The organism is Salipiger thiooxidans, from assembly GCF_900102075.1.
Classification (GTDB): Bacteria; Pseudomonadota; Alphaproteobacteria; order Rhodobacterales; family Rhodobacteraceae; genus Salipiger; species Salipiger thiooxidans.
On the sequence record NZ_FNAV01000034.1, the window covers coordinates 1 to 22,329 of the forward strand.

The 22,329-nt window shown below is 64.3% G+C and carries 20 protein-coding genes and 1 tRNA gene; 4 read left to right on the top strand and 17 right to left on the bottom strand.

Annotated features, from left to right (window positions below; all coding sequences use genetic code 11):
- From BLQ77_RS28320 to rpsL, 4 genes are all read right to left on the bottom strand, one after another.
- Positions 1-95 (bottom strand): GTP-binding protein (locus BLQ77_RS28320; RefSeq protein WP_131822069.1); only part of this gene is annotated, 95 nt, incomplete at its 3' end.
- An 87-nt stretch (positions 96-182) separates the two neighbouring features.
- On the bottom strand, positions 183-2,306 hold the full coding sequence (gene fusA, locus BLQ77_RS26420) for an elongation factor G (RefSeq protein ID WP_008883261.1): 2,124 nt from the start codon (positions 2,304-2,306) through the stop codon (positions 183-185).
- Positions 2,307-2,336: 30 nt separating this feature from the next.
- The gene (gene rpsG / locus BLQ77_RS26425) at positions 2,337-2,807 is read right to left on the bottom strand and encodes a 30S ribosomal protein S7 (RefSeq protein ID WP_008883123.1); all 471 of its coding nucleotides are present in this window, start codon (positions 2,805-2,807) and stop codon (positions 2,337-2,339) included.
- A 12-nt stretch (positions 2,808-2,819) separates the two neighbouring features.
- The gene (gene rpsL, locus BLQ77_RS26430; protein ID WP_008883423.1) at positions 2,820-3,191 is read right to left on the bottom strand and encodes a 30S ribosomal protein S12; all 372 of its coding nucleotides are present in this window, start codon (positions 3,189-3,191) and stop codon (positions 2,820-2,822) included.
- Between the two features lie 366 nt (positions 3,192-3,557).
- On the opposite strand from rpsL, the gene BLQ77_RS26435 reads away from it, so the two are divergent.
- Entirely contained in the window at positions 3,558-4,358 is an 801-nt protein-coding gene (locus tag BLQ77_RS26435; RefSeq protein ID WP_089964089.1) for a glycosyltransferase, read from the top strand.
- Here BLQ77_RS26435 and BLQ77_RS26440 read toward each other — a convergent pair.
- The 5 genes from BLQ77_RS26440 to rplJ all read right to left on the bottom strand — a co-directional run bounded on the left by BLQ77_RS26440 (position 4,334) and on the right by rplJ (position 15,087).
- Positions 4,334-5,239, bottom strand: a complete 906-nt coding sequence (locus BLQ77_RS26440; protein ID WP_089964090.1) for a DMT family transporter — start codon at positions 5,237-5,239, stop codon at positions 4,334-4,336. The two genes, BLQ77_RS26435 and BLQ77_RS26440, sit on opposite strands and share 25 nt — an antisense overlap.
- A gap of 150 nt (positions 5,240-5,389) precedes the next feature.
- Complete coding sequence (gene rpoC, locus BLQ77_RS26445) at positions 5,390-9,646, bottom strand: DNA-directed RNA polymerase subunit beta' (protein ID WP_089964091.1); 4,257 nt, start codon at positions 9,644-9,646, stop codon at positions 5,390-5,392.
- A gap of 77 nt (positions 9,647-9,723) precedes the next feature.
- Positions 9,724-13,860 carry a DNA-directed RNA polymerase subunit beta gene (gene rpoB / locus BLQ77_RS26450; protein ID WP_008883136.1) on the bottom strand — a complete coding sequence of 1,379 codons (4,137 nt, stop codon included), beginning with the start codon at positions 13,858-13,860 and terminating at the stop codon, positions 9,724-9,726.
- 262 nt (positions 13,861-14,122) lie between these two features.
- Positions 14,123-14,503: a 50S ribosomal protein L7/L12 gene (gene rplL / locus BLQ77_RS26455; protein ID WP_008883137.1), complete on the bottom strand. Its 381-nt coding sequence runs from the start codon at positions 14,501-14,503 to the stop codon at positions 14,123-14,125.
- Between the two features lie 71 nt (positions 14,504-14,574).
- The gene (gene rplJ, locus BLQ77_RS26460; RefSeq protein WP_040383661.1) at positions 14,575-15,087 is read right to left on the bottom strand and encodes a 50S ribosomal protein L10; all 513 of its coding nucleotides are present in this window, start codon (positions 15,085-15,087) and stop codon (positions 14,575-14,577) included.
- Positions 15,088-15,600: 513 nt separating this feature from the next.
- Here rplJ and BLQ77_RS26465 point away from each other — a divergent pair.
- Positions 15,601-15,858, top strand: coding sequence for a DUF2798 domain-containing protein (locus BLQ77_RS26465; protein WP_089964092.1), 258 nt, complete (start codon positions 15,601-15,603; stop codon positions 15,856-15,858).
- Positions 15,859-15,868: 10 nt separating this feature from the next.
- Here BLQ77_RS26465 and BLQ77_RS26470 read toward each other — a convergent pair whose 3' ends face one another.
- From BLQ77_RS26470 to secE, 5 genes are all read right to left on the bottom strand, one after another.
- Entirely contained in the window at positions 15,869-16,624 is a 756-nt protein-coding gene (locus BLQ77_RS26470) for an SDR family oxidoreductase (RefSeq protein WP_089964093.1), read from the bottom strand.
- Positions 16,625-16,813: 189 nt separating this feature from the next.
- Complete coding sequence (gene rplA, locus BLQ77_RS26475; protein WP_008883359.1) at positions 16,814-17,512, bottom strand: 50S ribosomal protein L1; 699 nt, start codon at positions 17,510-17,512, stop codon at positions 16,814-16,816.
- Position 17,513: 1 nt separating this feature from the next.
- Positions 17,514-17,963 (bottom strand): 50S ribosomal protein L11, encoded by a 450-nt coding sequence (gene rplK, locus BLQ77_RS26480; protein ID WP_008883376.1) that lies wholly within the window; start codon positions 17,961-17,963, stop codon positions 17,514-17,516.
- Positions 17,964-18,250: 287 nt separating this feature from the next.
- Entirely contained in the window at positions 18,251-18,784 is a 534-nt protein-coding gene (gene nusG / locus BLQ77_RS26485) for a transcription termination/antitermination protein NusG (RefSeq protein ID WP_040383763.1), read from the bottom strand.
- Between the two features lie 169 nt (positions 18,785-18,953).
- Entirely contained in the window at positions 18,954-19,145 is a 192-nt protein-coding gene (secE, locus tag BLQ77_RS26490) for a preprotein translocase subunit SecE (protein WP_008883198.1), read from the bottom strand.
- 411 nt (positions 19,146-19,556) lie between these two features.
- Between secE and BLQ77_RS26495 the strand changes: the two genes are divergently transcribed.
- The gene (locus BLQ77_RS26495; RefSeq protein ID WP_089964094.1) at positions 19,557-20,108 is read left to right on the top strand and encodes a hypothetical protein; all 552 of its coding nucleotides are present in this window, start codon (positions 19,557-19,559) and stop codon (positions 20,106-20,108) included.
- A 136-nt stretch (positions 20,109-20,244) separates the two neighbouring features.
- Here the strand turns inward: BLQ77_RS26495 and BLQ77_RS26500 are convergent.
- Positions 20,245-20,320: transfer RNA gene (locus BLQ77_RS26500), tRNA-Trp, on the bottom strand.
- 146 nt (positions 20,321-20,466) lie between these two features.
- Positions 20,467-21,459, bottom strand: coding sequence for a zinc transporter ZntB (locus BLQ77_RS26505; protein ID WP_089964095.1), 993 nt, complete (start codon positions 21,457-21,459; stop codon positions 20,467-20,469).
- A 381-nt stretch (positions 21,460-21,840) separates the two neighbouring features.
- Here BLQ77_RS26505 and BLQ77_RS26510 point away from each other — a divergent pair, with 381 nt between their 5' ends.
- A complete protein-coding gene (locus BLQ77_RS26510) occupies positions 21,841-22,080 on the top strand; it encodes a hypothetical protein (RefSeq protein ID WP_089964096.1) in 240 nt (79 codons plus the stop codon).
- A 154-nt stretch (positions 22,081-22,234) separates the two neighbouring features.
- Here the strand turns inward: BLQ77_RS26510 and BLQ77_RS29770 are convergent.
- Positions 22,235-22,329 (bottom strand): EF-Tu C-terminal domain-related protein (locus tag BLQ77_RS29770; RefSeq protein ID WP_131822070.1); only part of this gene is annotated, 95 nt, incomplete at its 5' end.

Genomic DNA, 22,329 nt, shown 5'->3' on the forward strand with positions numbered 1-22,329 from the left:
ATCGCAGCCGTCAGCGTGGTCTTGCCGTGGTCAACGTGACCGATCGTGCCGATGTTGCAGTGCGGTTTCGACCGCTCGAACTTTTCCTTTGCCATGGATTTGGCTCCTCTGTCTTGTCGGATGATGGGCCCAGGGCCCACCCTACGGTGGTGGGTAGGGCGGGGTCGCCCCCGCCACCCGGCTTATGCGTATTTCGCCTGGATCTCTTCCGAGATGTTCTGCGGAACCGGATCGTAATGGTCGAACTGCATCGTGAACTGCGCACGGCCCGAGGACATGGAACGCAGGGTGTTGATGTAGCCGAACATGTTGGCCAGCGGCACGAAGGCTGCGATGGCAACAGCGTTGCCGCGCGGCTCCTGACCGGACACCTGACCACGACGGGAGGTGAGGTCACCGATGATCGAACCGGTGTACTCTTCCGGCGTGACCACTTCGACCTTCATCATCGGCTCGAGCAGCTTGGCGCCCGCCTTGCGGAGACCTTCACGCATGCACATGCGCGAGGCGATCTCGAAGGCCAGAACCGAGGAGTCGACGTCGTGGAACTTGCCGTCGATGAGCGCGACCTTGAAGTCGATCACCGGGAAGCCCGCGAGCGGACCGGAGTCCATCACCGACTTGATGCCCTTTTCGACACCCGGGATGTATTCCTTCGGAACCGCACCGCCGACGATCTTGCTCTCGAACGAGTAGCCTTCACCCGGTTCGGTGGGGCTGATCACCAGCTTCACCTCTGCGAACTGACCCGAACCACCCGACTGTTTCTTGTGGGTGTAGGTGTGCTCGATCTCGTGACCGATGGTCTCGCGATAGGCCACCTGCGGGGCACCGATGTTGGCTTCCACCTTGAACTCGCGCTTGAGGCGGTCGACGAGGATGTCGAGGTGAAGTTCACCCATGCCCTTCATGATGGTCTGACCGGACTCGAGGTCGGTCTCGACGCGGAAGGACGGGTCTTCGGCGGCCAGACGGGCCAGACCCTGGGACATCTTCTCCTGGTCGTTCTTCGTCTTCGGCTCGACCGCGATCTCGATCACCGGATCGGGGAAGGTCATGGTTTCAAGCACGACCGGCGCGTTCTGGGCGCAGAGGGTGTCACCGGTGGTGGTCTCCTTGAGACCGGCCAGCGCGATGATGTCGCCTGCGAACGCTTCCTCGATTTCCTCGCGGTTGTTCGAGTGCATCATCATCATACGACCGATGCGCTCTTTCTTGCCCTTGGTCGAGTTCGTGATCGAGTCGCCCTTCTTCATGGTCCCGGAGTAGATCCGGGTGAAGGTGAGCGAGCCCACGAACGGGTCGTTCATGATCTTGAACGCGAGGCCCGAGAACGGCTCTTCGTCCGACGCGTGACGCGCGATGTTGCGCTCTTCGTTCTCGTCGTCCGGCGAGAAGCCCATGTAGGGCGGCACGTCGAGCGGACCGGGAAGGAAGTCGACCACGCCGTTCAGCAGGGGCTGGACGCCCTTGTTCTTGAACGCCGAGCCACCGAGGACCGGAACGAAGGACAGCGACAGGGTGCCCTTGCGGATCAGCTTCCGCAGGGTCGCCACGTCGGGCTCTTCGCCTTCCAGGTAGGCTTCCATCGCGTCGTCGTCCTGCTCGACGGCGTTCTCGATCATGTGCGAGCGCCACTCGTCGGCAAGATCCTTGAGCTCGTCGCGGATCGGGCCACGGCTCCAGGAGGCGCCGAGGTCTTCACCCTTCCACACCCACTCTTCCATGGTGATCAGGTCGACGATGCCCTCGAGCTGGTCTTCGGCACCGATCGGGAAGTTCACGGGCACGGGGGTCGCGCCGGTGCGGTCCTTGATCATCTTCACGCAGTTGAAGAAGTCGGCACCGATCTTGTCCATCTTGTTGACGAACACGATACGCGGAACCTTGTAGCGGTCGGCCTGGCGCCAGACGGTTTCGGTCTGCGGCTCGACGCCTGCGTTACCGTCCAGAAGGCAGATCGCACCGTCGAGAACCGCGAGCGAACGCTCGACTTCGATGGTGAAGTCCACGTGGCCCGGGGTGTCGATGATGTTGTAGCGGAACTTGGTATCCGACGTGCCTTCGGCCGACGGATCTTCCTGCCACTGCCAGAAGGTGGTGGTGGCGGCGGAAGTGATGGTGATACCGCGTTCCTGTTCCTGCTCCATCCAGTCCATGGTGGCGGCGCCATCGTGAACTTCGCCGATCTTGTGGGAACGGCCGGTGTAGTAGAGGATGCGCTCGGTCGTCGTCGTCTTGCCCGCGTCGATGTGGGCCATGATGCCGAAGTTACGGTAGCGCTCCAGCGGATATTCGCGTGCCATGATGGACTGCCTTTCCGGAGGGTTTTTCGGTTACCAGCGGTAGTGGCTGAACGCTTTGTTGGCGTCGGCCATCTTGTGGGTGTCTTCGCGCTTCTTCACGGCAGAACCACGCGACTGCACCGCATCGAGAAGTTCGCCGGCAAGACGCTCTTCCATGGTGTTTTCGTTGCGGGCGCGCGAAGCAGTGATGAGCCAGCGGATGGCCAGCGCTTCACGACGCTCGGGGCGCACTTCGACGGGCACCTGGTAGGTGGCACCACCGACGCGGCGCGAACGCACTTCGACGGACGGCTTGATGTTGTCGAGGGCCTCGTGGAACACTTCCACCGGCGCGCGCTTCACCTTGCCTTCGACGCGGTCGAGCGCGTTGTAGACGATTTTCTCTGCGACCGACTTCTTGCCGTCGATCATCAGGTTGTTCATGAACTTGGTCAGCACCTTGTCGCCGTATTTGGCGTCGGGCAGGACTTCGCGCTTCTCTGCAGCGTGACGACGAGACATTTCCGTATCCTCTTACTTGGGACGCTTCGCGCCGTACTTGGAGCGACGCTGCTTCCGATCCTTGACGCCCTGCGTGTCCAGCACGCCGCGAAGGATGTGATAACGAACACCGGGAAGGTCTTTCACACGGCCGCCGCGGATAAGCACAACCGAGTGCTCCTGCAGGTTGTGGCTTTCACCCGGGATGTAGCTGATGACCTCGAAGCCGTTGGTCAGGCGCACCTTGGCGACTTTCCGCATAGCCGAGTTCGGCTTCTTCGGGGTGGTGGTGTAGACGCGGGTGCAGACGCCGCGCTTCTGCGGGCACTGCTCCAGGTGTTGCGACTTCGAGCGTTTGACTTTGGGCTGCCGCGGCTTGCGGATCAGCTGCTGGATCGTGGGCATTGTGGGTCTCTTCCCCGTATTCTCACATATGTGCTGCACGGGGCGTCCCGTGCGGGTTCCAATTTCAAGGCGCCCTGCGCGTCCGCAGGTCACCGGCGATGCGCTGTCCCCGGCGGTCAGCAGAGACGACGCAAAGCACCGCATACGCTCCCAGAAGGGAACGACGCGGTGGGTGTCCAGAGGATCGGGGCCGGGGCCCGGATCTTGACCGCTTCAGTCTGTAGAATGCGCCGGACGCACTAAGGCCCCGACGAATTGAGGCGCGTATAGGGGGAGTCGCGGGGGTTGTCAACATAAGCCGGTGCTTGTCACGTCAAAGCGGCAATGCGATGCAGACGGTGCCTATCTTTCAGAGGAGCGCACCGGATGCAAGTGGTCGGGTTCTGCCGGTTTTCGTACCCCGCGGAGGGCGGCTTCCAGGTCGAGCACGACGACATCGCCACGCGCGAGGCGTATCTCTACTCTGCCGCCCGCATGGACGAGCGGTTCCGGCACTTCGAAACCATCTGCCTGCCCGGTCTGAAGGCGCAGACGGACCCGGATTTCACCTTCCTGATCCTCGTCGGCTCCTCCCTGCCCGCAGAGCTGCGCGCCCGGCTCGAGGCTCTGGTGGCCGACTTTCCGCAGGCCCGCATCGTCGCCCGCCCCCCTGCCCCGCACCGCGCGGCCTGCCAGGAAGTGATCAACGAGGCCCGCGATATGGCGATGCCGTGCCTGCAGTTCCGGCATGACGACGACGATGCGGTGGCGGTGGATTTCGTTGCCACCCTGCGCGAGGCCGCGCGCGACGTGACGTCACTTCTGGGCAAGCACCGGCTGGTGGGCTTCGATTGGAATCGCGGCTTCATCGCCCGTCCCGACGCCGAGGGCATCCTGGCGGAAGAAACCGTCACCCCGTTCTGGGGCGTGGCGCAGGCGATGGCGGTGCAGCCCGGCGTGCGCCAGACCATCATGAACTTCGGTCACAACAAGATCCTGCGCTTCATGCCGACGGTCACCTTCACCGCCCGGCCGATGTACGTGCGGGGCCACAACGACCACAACGACTCGCGCCAGAAGAAGCACGTGATCCCCGTGGAGCTGCCCCGGCTCGACGCGGCGGGCGAGGCGCTGTTCCGCGAGCGCTTTGCCATCGACGCCGATCAGGTGCGCCGCATCTTCGCCTGAGCCACGGCCCTGCGCCGAAGCTGGGACTCGCGCCAGAGGTTGAAGCTGCCGGTGGCGACGATGATCGCGGCGCCGATCAGGGTCAGCGCCTTGGGCCAGTCGCCGAACAGCACGAGCCCCAGCAGCAGCGCGAAGATCAGGCCGGTGTAGCGGAAGGGCGCGATGAAGCTCACGTCGCCGATGCGCATCACCAGCACCGAGAGCGTGTAGCCCGCGATGACGCAGGCGGTGGCCCCGCCCAGCAGCCACGAGAGATGCGGCGTGAGCGGCTGCCACGGCTCCCCTGCCGACATCGCCGCGGCGAAGATCACCACGCCGATGGCCGAGGTCAGCGTCACCAGAAGCGACGGCGCCGCCGCCGACATCCGCCGGGTGGCAAGGTCGCGCACCGTCACGAAGGCCACCGCGATCAGCGCGTAGACCGAGTAGAGCGTGAAGCCCTCGGTCCCCGGCCGGACGATCAGCAGCATCCCGATGAAGCCCGCCCCGATCGACACCCAGCGGCGCCAGCCCACCGGCTCGCGGAACACCAGCGCCGAGCCCAGGGTGAGCGTCAGCGGCAGCATCTGCAGCAGCGCCGTGACGTTGGCGAGCGGCATGTGCCGCAGCGCCGTCAGGAAGAAGTAGGACGAACCCACCTCGGCCATCGAGCGCAGCAGCATGAGCCAGCCGTCCTGCCGCGGGACGCTCATCCGCAACGCCCCCATCCGCAACGCCAGCAGCGCGATGAAGAGGCTCGCGAAGCTGCCGCGGATCACCAGGATCTGCGACAGCGGCAGGGCCTCGCCGATGGCCTTTACGCAGGCGTCGCCCATGGTGAACGCGGCCATGGAGCCCATCATCAGAAGTGCACCGCGGGTGTTGGGGGAAAGCGTTGTCATGCGCGGATCGGTAGCACCGCCACAATGCCTGCGCCATCGCGAAAGCGACGTTGCGTCAGTCGCTGAAAGGCCGCGCCGCAAACGCAAAAGAGCCCCCGCGTTTCCGCGGGGGCTCTTTCAGGATTTGATCAGGCCATGGGCCCCGGGCGATTACTCGCGGCTTTCCGGGGTATCCACCACCAGCGTGTCGAACTCGTCGCCGCCGATCACGTCGTTGCCCGACACGTCCGCTTCCGGTGCCGCCAGCGCTGCCGCGGCTTCCGCCTCGGCCCGCTTGACGTCGATCACCTTGGCGTCGCGGTCGGTCGCGATCTTGCGCACGCGCTGGGTCGCACCACCGGTGCCCGCCGGGATCAGGCGGCCCACGATGACGTTCTCCTTGAGGCCGACGAGCTTGTCCTTCTTGCCCTGCACCGATGCCTCGGTGAGGACCCGGGTGGTCTCCTGGAAGGAGGCCGCCGAGATGAAGGAGCGGGTCTGCAGCGACGCCTTGGTGATGCCGAGCAGGATCGGTTCGCCGGTGGCCGGACGGCCGCCCTTCTTCTCGATCTTCTCGTTCGCCGCGTCGAACTCCGCCTTGTCGACGTGCTCGCCCTTGAGGAGCGTGGTGTCGCCGGAGTCGTGGATTTCCCACTTCTGCAGCATCTGCCGGACGATGACCTCGACGTGCTTGTCATTGATCTTCACGCCCTGCAGTCGATACACGTCCTGCACCTCGTCGATCATGTAGTTCGCCAGAGCCTCGACACCCATGATGGCCAGGATGTCATGCGGCGCCGGGTTGCCGTCCATGATGTAGTCGCCCTTCTGGACGTAGTCGCCCTCGACCACCGGGATGTGCTTGCCCTTGGGGATCATGTATTCCTTGGGCTCAAGCGTATCGTCGGCGGGTTCGATCGCGATGCGGCGCTTGTTCTTGTAGTCCTTGCCGAAGCGCACGTAACCGTCGATTTCCGCGATGATCGCGTGATCCTTCGGACGACGTGCCTCGAAGAGTTCGGCCACACGCGGCAGACCGCCGGTGATGTCCTTCGTCTTCGCACCTTCACGCGGGATACGCGCGACCACGTCACCGGCCCGGATCGCCTGACCGTCCTCACACGAGAGGATCGCGTCCACCGACATCGGGTAGGTGATCGGGTTGCCCGCCGCGTTGCGCACCGGCTCGCCATCTTCATCCATGAGGATGATTTCCGGCTTGAGCTCGTTGCCCTTCGGCGCCGCACGCCAGTCGATCACGATCTTCTGGGTCATGCCGGTGGCATCGTCGGTCTCGTCGCGCACCGCGACCCCCTGGATGAGGTCGACGTGACGCGCGATACCATCCGCCTCGGCGATGATCGGCAGGGTGTAGGGGTCCCACTCGAACAGCTTGGCGCCACGGTTGACCGTGTCACCTTCCTTGACGAAGAGCTTGGTGCCGTAGCCCAGCTTGTGGCTGGCGCGCTCGGCCCCGTCCTCGCCCATGATCCGCAGCTTCATGTTGCGGCCCATGACCAGGGTTTCGCCGTTGAGGTTCTCGAGCGTCGAGGTGTTCTCGAACTCGATCAGGCCCTCTTGAGACGCCTCGAGGAAGGACTGCTGGCCACCCTGCGCAACGCCGCCGATGTGGAAGGTCCGCATCGTCAGCTGCGTGCCGGGTTCGCCGATGGATTGCGCCGCGATGATGCCGACGGCCTCGCCGGTGTTCACCATGGTGCCGCGGGCCAGGTCACGGCCGTAGCACATGGCGCAGACGCCCTCGTCCGCCTCGCAGGTCAGCGGCGAACGGATCCGCGCGGTCTGCACGCCGGCGTCCTCGATCGCATCCGCCATGCGCTCGTCGATGAGCTGGCCGTGACGGACGATGATCTCGTCGGTGCCAGGACGCATGATGTCCTCGGCCGCGACACGGCCCAGAACGCGCTCGCCGAGCGACGCGACGACTTCGCCGTCGTTGACCGCCGCTTCCGCGGTGATCGCGCGGTCGGTGCCGCAGTCGTGCGCACGCACGATGCAGTCCTGCGCCACGTCCACCAGACGACGGGTCAGGTAACCCGAGTTCGCCGTCTTCAGAGCGGTGTCCGACAGACCCTTACGGGCGCCGTGGGTCGAGTTGAAGTACTCGAGAACGGTCAGGCCTTCCTTGAAGTTCGAGATGATCGGGGTCTCGATGATGTCGCCATTCGGCTTCGCCATCAGGCCGCGCATCCCGCCCAGCTGCTTCATCTGCGTGACCGAGCCACGGGCACCGGAGTGCGCCATCATGTAGACCGAGTTGGGTTCCATCTCGGAGCCATCTTCGGCGCGCTTGGCGGCCGAGATGGTGTTCATCATGGCGTCGGTGACCTTGTCGTTACACTTCGACCAGGCGTCCACGACCTTGTTGTACTTTTCACCCTGGGTGATCAGGCCGTCCATGTACTGCTGTTCGAAGTCCTTGACCTGATCGCGGGTCTCTTCGACCAGCTCCCACTTGTTGTCGGGGATGACCATGTCGTCCTTGCCGAAGGAGATGCCCGCCTTGAACGCCTCCCTGAAGCCCATGGACATGATCTGGTCACAGAAGATGACCGACTCCTTCTGACCGCAGTAGCGGTAGACGGTGTCGATGACGCGCTGAACGTCCTTCTTCCGCAGCAGGCTGTTGACCAGCTCGAACGGAGCCTTGGCGTTCATCGGCAGCAGGGCGCCGAGGCGCACGCGGCCCGGGGTGGTCTCGTAACGCTTGACGATCTCCTGGCCGGTCTCGTCGATCTGCTTGACCCGGCAGGTGATCTTGGCGTGCAGGTGCACCTCGCCCGCGGTCAGGGCGTGTTCGACTTCCTCGATGGACGAGAAGGCCATGCCCTCACCCTTCATGCCTTCGCGCATGATGGTGGTGTAGTAGAGGCCGAGGATCATGTCCTGCGACGGCACGATGATCGGGCTGCCGTTTGCAGGCGACAGCACGTTGTTCGTGGACATCATCAGGACGCGCGCCTCGAGCTGCGCTTCCAGCGACAGCGGCACGTGAACGGCCATCTGGTCACCGTCGAAGTCGGCGTTGAACGCCGAGCAGACGAGCGGGTGCAGCTGGATCGCCTTGCCCTCGATGAGCTGGGGTTCGAAGGCCTGGATGCCGAGACGGTGCAGCGTGGGCGCGCGGTTCAGCAGAACCGGGTGCTCGCGGATGACCTCGTCGAGGATGTCCCAGACTTCCGGACGCTCTTTCTCGACCAGCTTCTTCGCCTGCTTCACGGTGCTCGACAGGCCCTTGGCCTCGAGACGCGAATAGATGAAGGGCTTGAAGAGCTCGAGCGCCATCTTCTTCGGCAGGCCGCACTGGTGCAGCTTGAGTTCCGGACCGGTCACGATGACCGAACGGCCCGAGAAGTCGACGCGCTTGCCGAGAAGGTTCTGACGGAAGCGGCCCTGCTTGCCCTTGAGCATGTCCGAGAGCGACTTCAGCGGACGCTTGTTGGCGCCGGTGATGACGCGGCCACGACGGCCGTTGTCGAACAGCGCGTCCACGGCTTCCTGCAGCATACGCTTTTCGTTCCGGACGATGATGTCCGGAGCGCGCAGCTCGATCAGGCGCTTGAGACGGTTGTTCCGGTTGATCACGCGACGATACAGGTCGTTGAGGTCGGAGGTCGCAAAGCGGCCGCCGTCCAGCGGAACCAGCGGACGCAGTTCCGGCGGGATGACCGGGATCACCGTGAGGATCATCCACTCGGGACGGTTGCCCGACTCGAGGAAGGATTCCACCACCTTGAGGCGTTTGATGATCTTCTTGGGCTTCAGCTCGCCGGTGGCCTCCTTGAGGTCGGCGCGCAGCTGCTCGGCCTCGGCTTCGAGGTCGATGGCCGCGAGCATCTCGCGGATCGCCTCGGCGCCGATGTTGGCGGTGAAGGCGTCCATGCCGAACTGGTCCTGAGCGTCGAGGAACTCGTCCTCGGTCAGCATCTGGCCATAGCTCAGGTCGGTGAGGCCGGGCTCGATCACCACGTAGTTCTCGAAGTAGAGAACGCGCTCGAGATCACGCAGCGTCATGTCCAGCATGAGGCCGATGCGCGACGGCAGCGACTTCAGGAACCAGATGTGGGCGCAGGGCGCGGCCAGTTCGATGTGGCCCATGCGCTCGCGGCGCACTTTCTGCAGGGTGACCTCGACGCCGCATTTCTCGCAGACGACGCCGCGGTACTTCATGCGCTTGTACTTGCCGCACAGGCACTCGTAGTCCTTGATCGGGCCGAAGATACGCGCGCAGAACAGGCCGTCACGCTCGGGCTTGAACGTGCGGTAGTTGATGGTTTCCGGCTTCTTGATCTCACCGTAGGACCACGAAAGGATCCGCTCGGGGGAGGCCAGCGACACCTTGATCTCGTCGAAGACCTTGGGCGGCGTGAGCGGGTTGAAGGGATTGTTCGTCAGTTCCTGGTTCATGTCGTCTTCCTAAATGACAGGGCTTGGAGAGAGGAACCGCGCGACCGCAGAGGGCCGCGCGGTGGCTGGAAGGGCCGTTATTCCTCGTCCTCCGCGTCCAGGAGTTCCATGTTCAGGCCGAGGCCGCGGACTTCCTTCACGAGCACGTTGAAGCTCTCGGGAACGCCCGCCTCGTAGTTGTCCTCGCCCTTGACGATGCTTTCGTAGACCTTGGTCCGGCCGGCCACGTCGTCCGACTTCACGGTCAGCATTTCCTGCAGGGTGTAGGCGGCGCCGTAGGCTTCCAGGGCCCAGACCTCCATCTCCCCGAAGCGCTGGCCGCCGAACTGCGCCTTACCACCCAGCGGCTGCTGCGTGACGAGCGAGTACGGTCCGGTCGAACGCGCGTGGATCTTGTCGTCGACAAGGTGGTGCAGCTTCAGCAGGTACTTCATGCCCACGGTGACGCGACGCGCGAATTCCTCGCCCGAGCGGCCGTCGAACAGGCGCGACTGGCCCGAGGTGTCGAAGCCGGCACGCGTCAGCGCGTCGTTGACGTCTGCTTCCTTGGCGCCGTCGAAGACCGGCGTCGCGATCGGAACGCCACGGGTGACGTTGCCTGCCGCTTCCACGAGGTGCTCCTCGTCCATGCCGGCGATGCCCTCTTCGTAGACATCGTCGCCATAGGCGATGCGCATCGCTTCACGCACCGGCGTCAGGTCGCCAGACCGGCGGTAGTCCTGCAGCGCCTCGTCGATCTTGATGCCGAGACCACGCGAGGCCCAGCCCATGTGCGTCTCGAGGATCTGACCGACGTTCATGCGCGACGGCACGCCCAGCGGGTTGAGGCAGAAGTCGACCGGGGTACCGTCCTCGAGGAACGGCATGTCCTCCATCGGGACAACGCGGGAAATAACGCCCTTGTTGCCGTGACGGCCGGCCATCTTGTCGCCCGGCTGCAGCTTGCGCTTCACCGCGACGAAGACCTTGACCATCTTCATCACGCCCGGCGGCAGGTCGTCGCCACGACGGACCTTCTCGACCTTGTCCTCGAAGCGGGCATCGAGCGTGCGCTTCTGCGCCTCGTACTGCTCGTGCAGGGCCTCGACGATCTGCGCATCCTGCTCTTCGGCAAGCGCGAGCTGCCACCACTGGCCGCGGCTCAGGCTGTTGAGCAGCTCCTCGTCGATCTCCGAGTTCGGACGCACGCCCTTGGGGCCCTTCACCGCGGTCTTGCCGAGGATCAGGTCCTTGAGACGGGCATAGATGTTGCGGTCGAGGATCGCGAGCTCGTCGTCCCGGTCACGGGCCAGACGTTCCACTTCCTCGCGCTCGATCTGCAGCGCACGTTCGTCCTTCTCGACGCCGTGACGGTTGAAGACCCGCACTTCCACGACGGTGCCGTAGTCGCCCGGCTTCACCCGCAGCGAGGTGTCGCGCACGTCCGAGGCCTTTTCGCCGAAGATGGCGCGCAGAAGCTTCTCTTCCGGCGTCATCGGGCTTTCGCCCTTCGGAGTGATCTTGCCGACAAGAATGTCGCCCGGCTCCACGTCCGCACCGATATAGACGATACCGGCTTCGTCGAGGTTGCGCAGGGCTTCCTCGCCGACGTTCGGAATGTCGCGGGTGATCTCTTCCGGCCCGAGCTTGGTGTCACGGGCGGCGACTTCGAATTCCTCGATGTGGACCGAGGTGAAGACGTCGTCACGCGCGATGCGCTCGGAGATCAGGATGGAGTCCTCGTAGTTGTAGCCGTTCCACGGCATGAAGGCCACGATGACGTTCTTGCCGAGCGCCAGTTCCCCCATGTCGGTGGACGGACCGTCCGCAACCACTTCGCCCTTCTCGACCAGCTGACCCACCTTCACCAGAGGCTTCTGGTTGATACAAGTGTTCTGGTTCGAGCGCTGGAACTTGCGCATCCGGTAGATGTCCACGCCGGCGTCGCCGAGTTCCAGGTCCTCGGTGGCCCGGATCACGATACGCTGTGCGTCCACCTGGTCGACGATGCCCGCCCGGTGCGCCTGGATGGCAGCGCCGGAGTCGATGGCGACCTTGCCCTCGATGCCGGTGCCGACCAGCGGCGCCTCGGAGCGCAGCGTCGGCACGGCCTGCCGCTGCATGTTCGCGCCCATCAGTGCGCGGTTGGCGTCGTCGTTCTCGAGGAACGGGATGAGCGAGGCACCGACCGAGACCAGCTGCTTCGGCGACACGTCGATCAGGTCCACCGACTCGCGCGGGGCGAGGGTGTAGTCGCCCGACTGGCGGGTGTTGACCATCTCGTTGACGAACTTGCCGTCATCGTCGAGCGATGCGTTGGCCTGCGCCACGGTGTGACGCATTTCTTCGGTCGCCGACATGTAGTGCACTTCGTCGGTCACCTGGCTCTCGCGCACGACGCGATAGGGGGTCTCGATGAAACCGTACTTGTTGACGCGGGCGAAGGTGGCCAGCGAGTTGATCAGACCGATGTTCGGGCCTTCCGGCGTCTCGATCGGGCACATCCGGCCGTAGTGGGTCGGGTGCACGTCGCGAACCTCGAAGCCGGCGCGCTCACGGGTCAGACCGCCCGGTCCGAGGGCCGAGAGACGGCGCTTGTGGGTGACTTCCGACAGCGGGTTGGTCTGGTCCATGAACTGCGACAGCTGCGACGAGCCGAAGAACTCGCGCACGGCGGCAGCCGCGGGCTTCGCGTTGATCAGGTCCTGCGGCATGACGGTGTCGATCTCGACAGACGACATGCGTTCCTTGATCGCGCGCTCCATGCGGAGCAGGCCGACGCGGTACTGGTTCTCCATCAGTTCGCCGACGGAGCGGACACGACGGTTGCCGAGGTGGTCGATGTCGTCCACTTCGCCCTTGCCGTCACGCAGCTCGACCAGCGCCTTGATGCACTTGACGATGTCGTCACGGTCCAGCGTGCGCTGGGTGTCCGGCTTCTCGAGGTTGAGACGCATGTTCATCTTCACGCGGCCCACGGCCGAGAGGTCGTAGCGCTCGCTGTCGAAGAACAGGGTGTCGAAGAGCGACGAGGCGGCCTCGACGGTCGGCGGCTCGCCCGGACGCATGACGCGGTAGATGTCCATGAGCGCAGAGTTGCGGTCCATGTTCTTGTCTTGCGCCACCGTGTTGCGCATGTAGGCGCCCACCGTGATGTTGTCGATGTCGAGCACGGGGATCTCGGTGATGCCTGCGTCGATCAGCTCCTTGAGGGAGCCGCCGGTCACGTCACCGTCCTTGTCGACGGTCCAGGTCAGCTCGTCGCCGGCTTCCACGTAGATGGCGCCGGTGTCCTCGTTGATGATGTCCTTCGCGACGAACTTGCCGACGATCTGCTCGAAGGGCAGCAGCAGCTGCTTCACCTTGCCTTCGTCGATCAGCTTCTTGACCGCGCGCGGGGTGACCTTCTTGGTCGCCTCGGCGATGATCTCGCCGGTGTCCGCATCGACGAGGTCATAGGTCGGGCGCGTGCCGCGCACCCGCTCGGGGAAGAACTTGGTGACCCAGCCTTCGCCACGACGCAGCGAATAGCTCACGGTGTTGTAGTAGGCGTCCATGATTGCCTCCTGGTCCAGCCCGAGGGCATAGAGCAGGGTCGTCACCGGCAGCTTGCGGCGACGGTCGATACGGGCGAACACGATGTCCTTGGCGTCGAATTCGAAATCGAGCCACGAGCCGCGGTAGGGAATGATGCGGCAGGCGAAGAGCAGCTTGCCCGAGCTGTGGGTCTTGCCCTTGTCGTGGTCGAAGAACACGCCCGGCGAACGGTGCATCTGGGACACGATGACGCGCTCGGTGCCGTTCACGATGAACGTACCGTTCGGGGTCATGAGCGGCATGTCGCCCATGAACACGTCCTGTTCCTTGATGTCCTTCACCGACTTGGCGCCGGTGTCCTCATCGATATCGAACACGATGAGGCGCAGGGTGACCTTCAGCGGCGCGCTGTAGGTCATGTCGCGCTGCATGCACTCCTCGACGTCGTACTTGGGCTTTTCGAGCTCGTAGTTGACGAACTCGAGCACGGCAGTCTCGTTGAAGTCCTTGATCGGGAAGACCGACTGGAACACGCCCATGATCCCTTCGCCGTCGCTCGGCTGGGGCTGGTCACCGGATTTGAGGAAGAGTTCGTAGGAGCTTTTCTGAACCTCGATGAGGTTCGGCATCTCCAGAACCTCACGAATTTTGCCGTAGTATTTGCGAAGACGTTTCTGGCCAAGGAAACTTTGCGCCATAGGTCTGTTCACCTTTCAGCTTCTCACCGGACGCGCGTGCTGTCGGGCACCAGCGGCACGTCCATCCGAGACGGCGATTCCGATCCATTCCTGGCCTCTGTCCCACCAGAGGCCTCCCGATCCTGGAACTCGCCTGAGAAAAACCCCTGATTGGCTCGCTGTCGCGAAAGGGTCTCTCTGAGACGGGTTCGGCTGAGCCCGGGAAACACCCGGACCCAGCCTGAATTTCCGATCACATGCGGTGCGGATGCACCATGCGTGATTACTTGAGCTCGACTTCTGCGCCTGCTTCTTCGAGCTGCTTCTTGATCGCTTCGGCTTCGTCCTTGGACACGCCCTCTTTGACAGCCTTGCCGCCGGCTTCCACCAGCTCTTTGGCTTCTTTGAGGCCGAGGCCGGTGATGCCGCGGACTTCCTTGATCACGTTGATCTTCTTGTCGCCAGCCGACTTGAGGATAACGTCGAACTCGGTCTTTTCCTCTTCTGCAGCAGCTTCGCCGCCGGCAGCCGGACCGGCCATCATCACTGCGCCGCCAGCTGCGGGCTCGATGCCGTACTCGTCCTTGAGGATGGTTTTCAGTTCTTGTGCTTCGAGCAGGGTCAGACCGACGATTTGCTCTGCAAGTGCTTTAAGATCAGCCATTTTGCCTTTTCCGTATCTCTAGATGTGTTCCAACGTGCGGGTAATCAACCCCACGAGTATCTCGGGTGCGCTTACGCCGCCTTTTCCTCGATCGTGGTGAGGATGGAGGCGATGTTCGAAGCAGGTGCGCCGATCGCACCGGCGATGTTCGAAGCGGGTGCGCCGATGCAGCCGACGATGGAAGCGATGAGCTCCTCGCGCGACGGCATTTTCGACACGGCTTCGACACCGGCCCGGTCAAGGGCCGTCTCACCCATTGCACCGCCAAGGATTTCAAACTTCTTGTTGTCCTTGGCGAAGTCCTCGACCACCTTGGCAGCTGCCACGGGGTCTTCGGAATAGGTGAGAACGGTCATCCCTTCCAGGTAGGACGAGATGCTCTCGCACCCCATACCCTGAAGGGCGATCTTGGCGAGCCTGTTCTTGGCGACGCGGACCTGCGTGTCGGCCGCGCGTGCGCGCGCCCGAAGATCCGTCATCTCGGCAACCGTGAGACCCTCGTAGCGGGAAACCACCACGACGCCAGAGCTTTCGAAGATCTGGCCGAGTTCCTCGACCACTTTCTCTTTCTGGGCTCTATCCACAGTTTCACTCCAATTGATGGAGGGGCGACCCCCTCCGGCTCGATCAAGCCGGGTTTCCCCGGCCAAGACAGTCCGATCGGGTCGTCGCAGCGCGTCGCCGGAACACATAGGTCCGGAACGTGTGTCTCTTCCCGTCTCGGGCAGGAATTACAGGATCGCTCCAACCCACCGTCTCGGACGAAATGAAGGGCACCCGCGAATCGCGAACGCCCTTGCAAGACCTCTGTTACATGCTGTGCGCGGCTTTGCCAACCCGCCGCGGGAGGTTTCCCCGACGTCGCGAGCGCACAGGATCACCTGCGCCAGGTCGGCTTGACCAGCGCCGTCGGCACCTCCATCTCGCCAGTCAGCCGAAAAACGTCCGACCGGTACGGTTATCCCGGTCCCCGCGCACGCAACCGCGGGAGTTGGTCGAGTTTCGATCCCACGGCGCCACCTCCCTCACAGGGTCGGGGCGTCCCGTGAGGATGTGGTCCTTGCCCCGCGCCGACCTGACACGCACAGGATACCGGAATGCAAGCCACCGAAACACCCCCCGCAAAGTCCACCGTCATTCTCGCGCAGGTCTTCATCTCGCCGATAATGGCCTTCCTCATGACGGGCATCTTCACGGCCCTTCCGCTCGGCTTCGCGCCGGGCTGGCTCGGGATCTGGATGACGCGCTTCGCGACGGCATGGCCCATCGCCTTCGTTCTCTCCATGGGCGTCGGGCCCCTGGCCTTCTGGCTGGCGAGGCGCACACAACGCCTCACCGACATGGTCCGAGACTGATTGCCACCGCCTACGCTGCCTTGCAGATGGCATTGCCTCCGTCGGCATACATCGCCGATCCGGTGACGAAGGACGCGTCGTCGGACAGAAGGAAGAGCGCGGCCCGGGCGATCTCTTCGGGATCCGCCATGCGCTTCAGCGCGTGCAGCCCCGCCACTTGCGCGTGGACTGCCGGGTCGGTGCCCGCCATCTCGGTAAGGGTGCCGCCCGGCAGAAGCGCGTTGGCGCGGATACCCTCGGCACCGAGCTCAACCGCCAGCACCTGCACCAGCCCCACCAGCCCCGCCTTCGCGGCGGCATAGGCGGCCATGCCGGGCAACCCGATCCCCTGCCCCACAAAGGAGGATGTGAAGACCATCGCCCCTCCCCCAGCGCGCCGCAGCGCCGGGATCTGGTGGCGCGCGGCGACATAGGCGCTGGTGAGGTTGGTGCCGAGCACCTCGTCCCAGCCCTCCGGCGCGAGCGCCTCGAGCGGCCCCCCGGGCCCGGTGATGCCCGCGTTGTTGAAAGCGCCATGCAGCGCGCCGAACCGGTCCTCGGCAAGGCGCACGAGCCCCTCGACGCTGGCCGCGTCGCGCACGTCGCCCGCGAGGAAGGTCGCCCGGCCTCCCGCCGCCTCGATCTCGTCGCAAAGCGCGGCGAGCCGGTCCTCGCGCCGGGCGCCAAGCACGAGGCTCGCCCCTTCCGCCGCGAAGAGACGGGCGGCTGCGGCTCCGATGCCGCTGCTCGCCCCGGTGATGATGATGGTCTTGCCCTCGAGTCGCATGATCCCGGCCTCACAATAATGAACATGGGACATGGGTTAGCGCGGAGGGGCAGACGCGCGCGACCCGGATCATGAGCATTGCGACGGGGCACGCGAGGGCGGAGCCACAAGAGCCCCGGAACAGGACGCGGAAAAGCAGAAGGGCGGACCCGCAGGCCCGCCCTTCAGAAAGTGACGTCGTGATGAAGATCACTCGGCGGTGGCGGTCGCCACGTCGAGGGTCACGCCCGGGCCCATGGTCGAGCTGAGCGAGATCTTCTTCATGTAGGTGCCCTTGGCGCCGGTCGGCTTGGCCTTGGCAACCGCGCCGATGAACGCCTTGACGTTCTCGACCAGCTTGGCCTCGTCGAAGGAGACCTTACCGACGCCCGCGTGGACCACACCGCCCTTTTCAGCGCGGAACTGGACCTGACCACCCTTGGCGTCCTTGACAGCCTGGGCGACGTCCATGGTCACGGTGCCGACCTTGGGGTTCGGCATCAGGTTGCGCGGGCCGAGGATCTTACCGAGACGGCCGACGATCGGCATCATGTCCGGGGTCGCGATGCAGCGGTCGAACTCGATGGTGCCGGACTGGATGGTTTCCATCAGGTCCTCTGCACCGACGATGTCCGCGCCGGCGGCCTGGGCTTCTTCAGCTTTCGGGCCACGTGCGAACACGGCGACGCGCATGGTCTTGCCGGTGCCGTTCGGCAGGCCGATCACGCCACGGACCATCTGGTCTGCGTGACGGGTGTCGACGCCGAGGTTCAACGCGATCTCGACGGTCTCGTCGAACTTGGCGTTTGCGTTCGCCTTGATCAGCGACACGGCCTCTTCGATCGAGATGTCTTCCTTGCCGGCGAAAGCTTCGCGGGCGGCGCGGGTGCGTTTTCCGAGCTTTGCCATCTTACTTCACCTCGATGCCCATGGACTTGGCCGAGCCAAGGATGATCTGCATTGCCGCTTCCACGTCGTTCGCGCTGAGGTCCTTCATCTTGGCCTCTGCGATCTCGCGGACCTGAGCAACGGTGACCGACGCCACGGTCTCACGACCGGGCTTCTCGGCGCCGCGCGGACGGTTGCGCTTGCCGACCGGCTTCAGGCCGGCTGCCTTCTTCAGGTAGTAAGACGCGGGGGGCGTCTTGATGTCCATGGTGAAGGACTTGTCCTGATAGTAGGTGATCACGGTCGGGCACGGCGCGCCGGGCTCCATTTCCTGCGTCTTGGCGTTGAACGCCTTGCAGAATTCCATGATGTTGATGCCGCGCTGACCCAGGGCGGGGCCCACGGGCGGCGACGGGTTGGCTTTGCCTGCAGGGATCTGCAGCTTCATCTTGCCGGCGAGCTTCTTGGCCATCGGCGTATCTCCTGTTCCATCTCCCCGCGCGACGCGTCGCCGGGGCGTTCATGTGGCGTGGTATGGTCCGGATCCCGCGAGACCCTCGCCTTCCACGTGGACTGCCGCTCCGGCACGAGACCGAGGACAACAGAGCGGCGCCTTACAGCGGAGACGGGCGGAATGCAAGCGATTCCCCCCGATCCGGGCGCCTCTCCCGCCCTTGCCTGCCGGCGAACGGCGGCGTGGGGCGGGACACGAAAAAGGCCGGGCAGAGGCCCGGCCCTTTCGAAAGACTTGGGTCCCGGTCAGCCCTGCTTGCTGACCTGGGTGAATTCCAGCTCGACCGGGGTCTCGCGACCGAAGATCGACACCGACACGCGCAGGCGCTGGTTGTCGTCGTCGACCCCCTCGACCATGCCGTCGAAGCCCTCGAACGGACCATCGTTGACCTTGACGCGCTCGCCGATCTCGAAATGGATGAGCGTGCGCGGCGCATCCTCGGTCTCCTGGACGCGGCCGAGGATCGCCTCGACCTCGGCGTCGCGCATCGGCATCGGACGCCCCTGCGGACCGAGGAACCCGGTGACGCGGTTGATCGAGTTCACGAGGTGATAGCCCTGGTCGGACATCTCCATGTGCACGAGCACGTAGCCCGGCATGAAACGACGCTCGGTCGTCACCTTTTTGCCGCGGCGCACCTCGATGACTTCCTCGGTCGGGACGAGTACTTCGTCGATCTGCTCCTGCAGCCCCTGCTCTTCAACAGATTGCCGGATCTGCTCTGCGATCTTCTTCTCGAAGTTCGACAGAACGCTGACCGAATACCACCGCTTCGCCATCTGGCCCCTCTCGAGTTCTTCCGCCGACAGTCGCGCCGGCATCGTCCTGCCCCAAACAAAAACCGGCGTGCAACTCGAATCGCTACACGCCCGCATGAGGTAAGTTCCGTGTCCCTATCGCCCTCCCCCCGCGATTTCAAGGGGACGGGCAGGCATTTCGCGCCCGGACCTATCCGAAGATCGACAGAAGCCCCTGCAGGCCGCTGCGGATCAGGATGTCGACGAGAGCGAAGAACGTGGCCGTCAGCGCCGCCATGATGAAGACGGTGACCGTCGTCAGGATCACTTCGCGCCGGGTCGGCCAGACGATCTTGCCGATCTCGGAGCGGGTCTGCTGGATGAACTGAATGGGATTGGCCATTTCGGCTCGCTTTCGGTTTCCGTGCGGGTTTCGGGGCATATACGCAGAAGGCCCGGCGCTGGCAAGCCTCGGGCGGCCGACACTCTGTAACGGGCCCGGATGACGCTGCGCCCACCGGACCCCTTCCACCGCCTCACCCTCCGTTCACCACAACGCGACCCGGGATCACGAAACTCTGTCCAAATGGGCGCTCTGCGCGATGCAACCACCGGCCCCGCTTCTGCGTTCGCGCGCGCGGTGAGTTAAAACCCCTTGCGGTCAAGGGCTTGCAGGGGGTCCGGGCCGACAATTCAGGCCGGGAACCAATCCGCTCGGCTGGCTGTTGTGTGGCCAGAAGCGCAGAGCACTTACGGCACTGCACACAAGGATCGATAGAAAAATCGATAATAGAAAGACCGAAAGGACTTACCCATGAAACGCTTTCTGACCATCACCGCCCTCTCGACTGTCATCGCCACCAGCGCATTCGCCGCGAGCGAAGCCGAGATGACGGCGATCAGCACCTACTACCCCGACGCCAACTATGAGACCCTGACCGATCAGCAGGTCGCCGAGATGTTCGCCATTGCCAACAGCGGCAAGGACGACACCGAGAAGAAAACGGAGATCCGCACCATCGCCGAAGCGGACAACCCGAACCCGGCGACCACCGAGGTGAATCTGACAGAGTATGTGCCGGAATGGCGCCTGATGGAGATGTCGGCTCCGGAGAAGGAGAGCGTCATGGCTCTGGTGAATCGCGGTGACGACCCCGAGGCCACCCGTGTGCAGATTCTCGAAAGCCTGCACAGCGCCACGCCGAACCTGACTGCCGGCGAAGCGCAGAAGGTGAAGGACCTCGTGCCGTCGGCCGATCTGACCGTGCTGACCACCGAACAGATCCAGGACATTCGCGCCGTGATCTACAACGGTGACGAAAACGATGCGAACAAGAAGTCCCGCATCGACGAGATCCTGTCGTAATCCGACACGTCCGATTGCAGAAGGCCGCGCCCCGGGCGCGGCCTTTTTGCATGCGCGGGCTTGCATGGACGGTCGCCGGGCGCAGGCACGCTCGCGCCGGATTGGGGCGCACTGTCTTCTACGATGTCTTGGAAGGTGGCAGGGGCAGCAGGGTTCGAACCCGCGACCTACGGTTTTGGAGACCGTCGCTCTACCAGCTGAGCTATACCCCTAAGGCCGAGCCCCCATTTACGGAAGGGCTGGCAGCATTGCAAGCGGGAAAACGGCGGAAAGCGTCGGGGAATTTCGGCTGTCCGCCCTCCCCTGCCGCGCGGGGCTCCGGGCGGCCGTCGGTGGCGTGCAAAAGACGCCCCGGCGCTCAGATCCAGCGCAGCTTGCGCAGGATCGCAAGCTGAAGCCCGACCACCACGACCAGCCCGCCGCTGAAGTACCAGAAGGCGTGCGACACCTCCGCCCCGGGCATGCCCGCGACGTTGATGCCGAAGAGGCCGGTCAGGAAGCCCAGCGGCAGGAACAGCGCCGAGAGAATCGACAGCAGGTACATGTTCCGGTTCAGCCGGTCCGAGAGCTGCCCGGCCAGTTCGTCGCGCACCAGCGCCATGCGTTCGCGCATGGCGTCTGCATCCTCGACCACCCTCTCGAGCGCGTCGAGTTCCTCGGCCAACTGCCGCAGGTCGTCAGTCTCGAGCCAGGCCGGATGCGCCCCCTGCAGCCCGCGCAGCGCATCGCGCTGGGGCGCAAGATAGCGGCGGAGGATGATGGCCCGGCGACGCAGCTCCACCAACTGGGTGCGAATCTCGGGGACAGAGGTGTCGAGCACCGCTTCCTCGAGATCGTCAGCCTCGTCGTCGACGCCGCTCCAGAAGGTCTCGATGCGATGGGTGAGCCGCTCCACCAGCGCCACGAGGAACTCGGCGCTGTCGCGCGGCCCCTGCCCTTCGGCGAGACACTCCGCGATGTCCTCGATGGCGCGCACCCGCCGCCGCGACAGGCTGACGATGCGATGCGGGTCGATCCAGAGCCGGACCGAGACCATGTCCTCGGGGTCCTCGCCCTCGATGGTGTTGATGCCCCGCAGAATCACGATGAGGCCCTTGCCGACCATCGTCACGCGCGGGCGTGTCTCTTCGGCCACCAGTGCGTCGATGATGGTTGGATCGAGGTAAGAGAGGTTCTCGACGATCCACCCCGGCGTGTCCGGATGCTGCGCCCGCAGGTGGACCCAGCCCAGCGTGTCGCTGCGCAGCACGTCCGGCGCCTCGGACGGGCTGAGCCGATGGCCATGGCCGGGGCCGTCCAGCGTATAGCCGGTCAGGATGACATCGTCGGGGCTTGGAACGAGCTCGTGCATGTTGGGCAGGATAGCTCCCGCGTCGGCGACGGCAAGCGATGGCGATGCGTCTCAGGACACGTCCCGACTATGTGCACAGACGCACAACGCGGGGCGCATCACCCGGTTTGTCGGGCTCCAGCCCCCGCGCCTCACGCAGGGATCGCCGGAACGATGACGATTGAAGGAATTTATATCCTTTATTATGAAATGCTTATTACAAAACAGAGCTCCGATTGAACGCAGGACTTCACCTTCAAGGGCACGTTTCCGCGACCGGGCGAGAGCACTCCCGTGATTTGCCAATCGTCTGCCAAATAACAATATTCCGAGTGTCACAAGACAACGGGACAATCGGAAAAACGCACAATCGTGTGCGTCTCCCCAGAAAGGACAAAAATCATGAAAAAGCTCATCATTCTCACGGCCGCAGCCGTCACCGCCTTTGCAGGCGTCGCCTCCGCACAGGGCTACAAAACCGGCGATTTCGCCCGTGCCGCGCTCGAGCGCATCGCTCCGGAAGCCGACGCATCGGGCCTGACCAACGCCGAAGCCGTCGCCATCTACAACCAGGTGCAGGACGAAACCGGCGCGGGCAACGCGAAAAGCAAGGCAGAGTCGCTGATCCGCTCGTACCAGTGAGCCGCGGAGCGAGGAGGAGGCCGGACATCGTCACGGCCTCTTTCCGACCGGCCACAGACATGGACCGGAAAAGCAACAGGGGCGCCCGAGGGCGCCCCTGCTTACGTCTGTAGGGACGGTTGCGCCCGCATGATCGCCGCGGGCGCGTCCCGAATTACGCGAGGATCTTGGAGACGACGCCCGAACCGACGGTGCGGCCGCCTTCGCGGATAGCGAAGCGGAGACCGTCTTCCATGGCGATCGGTGCGA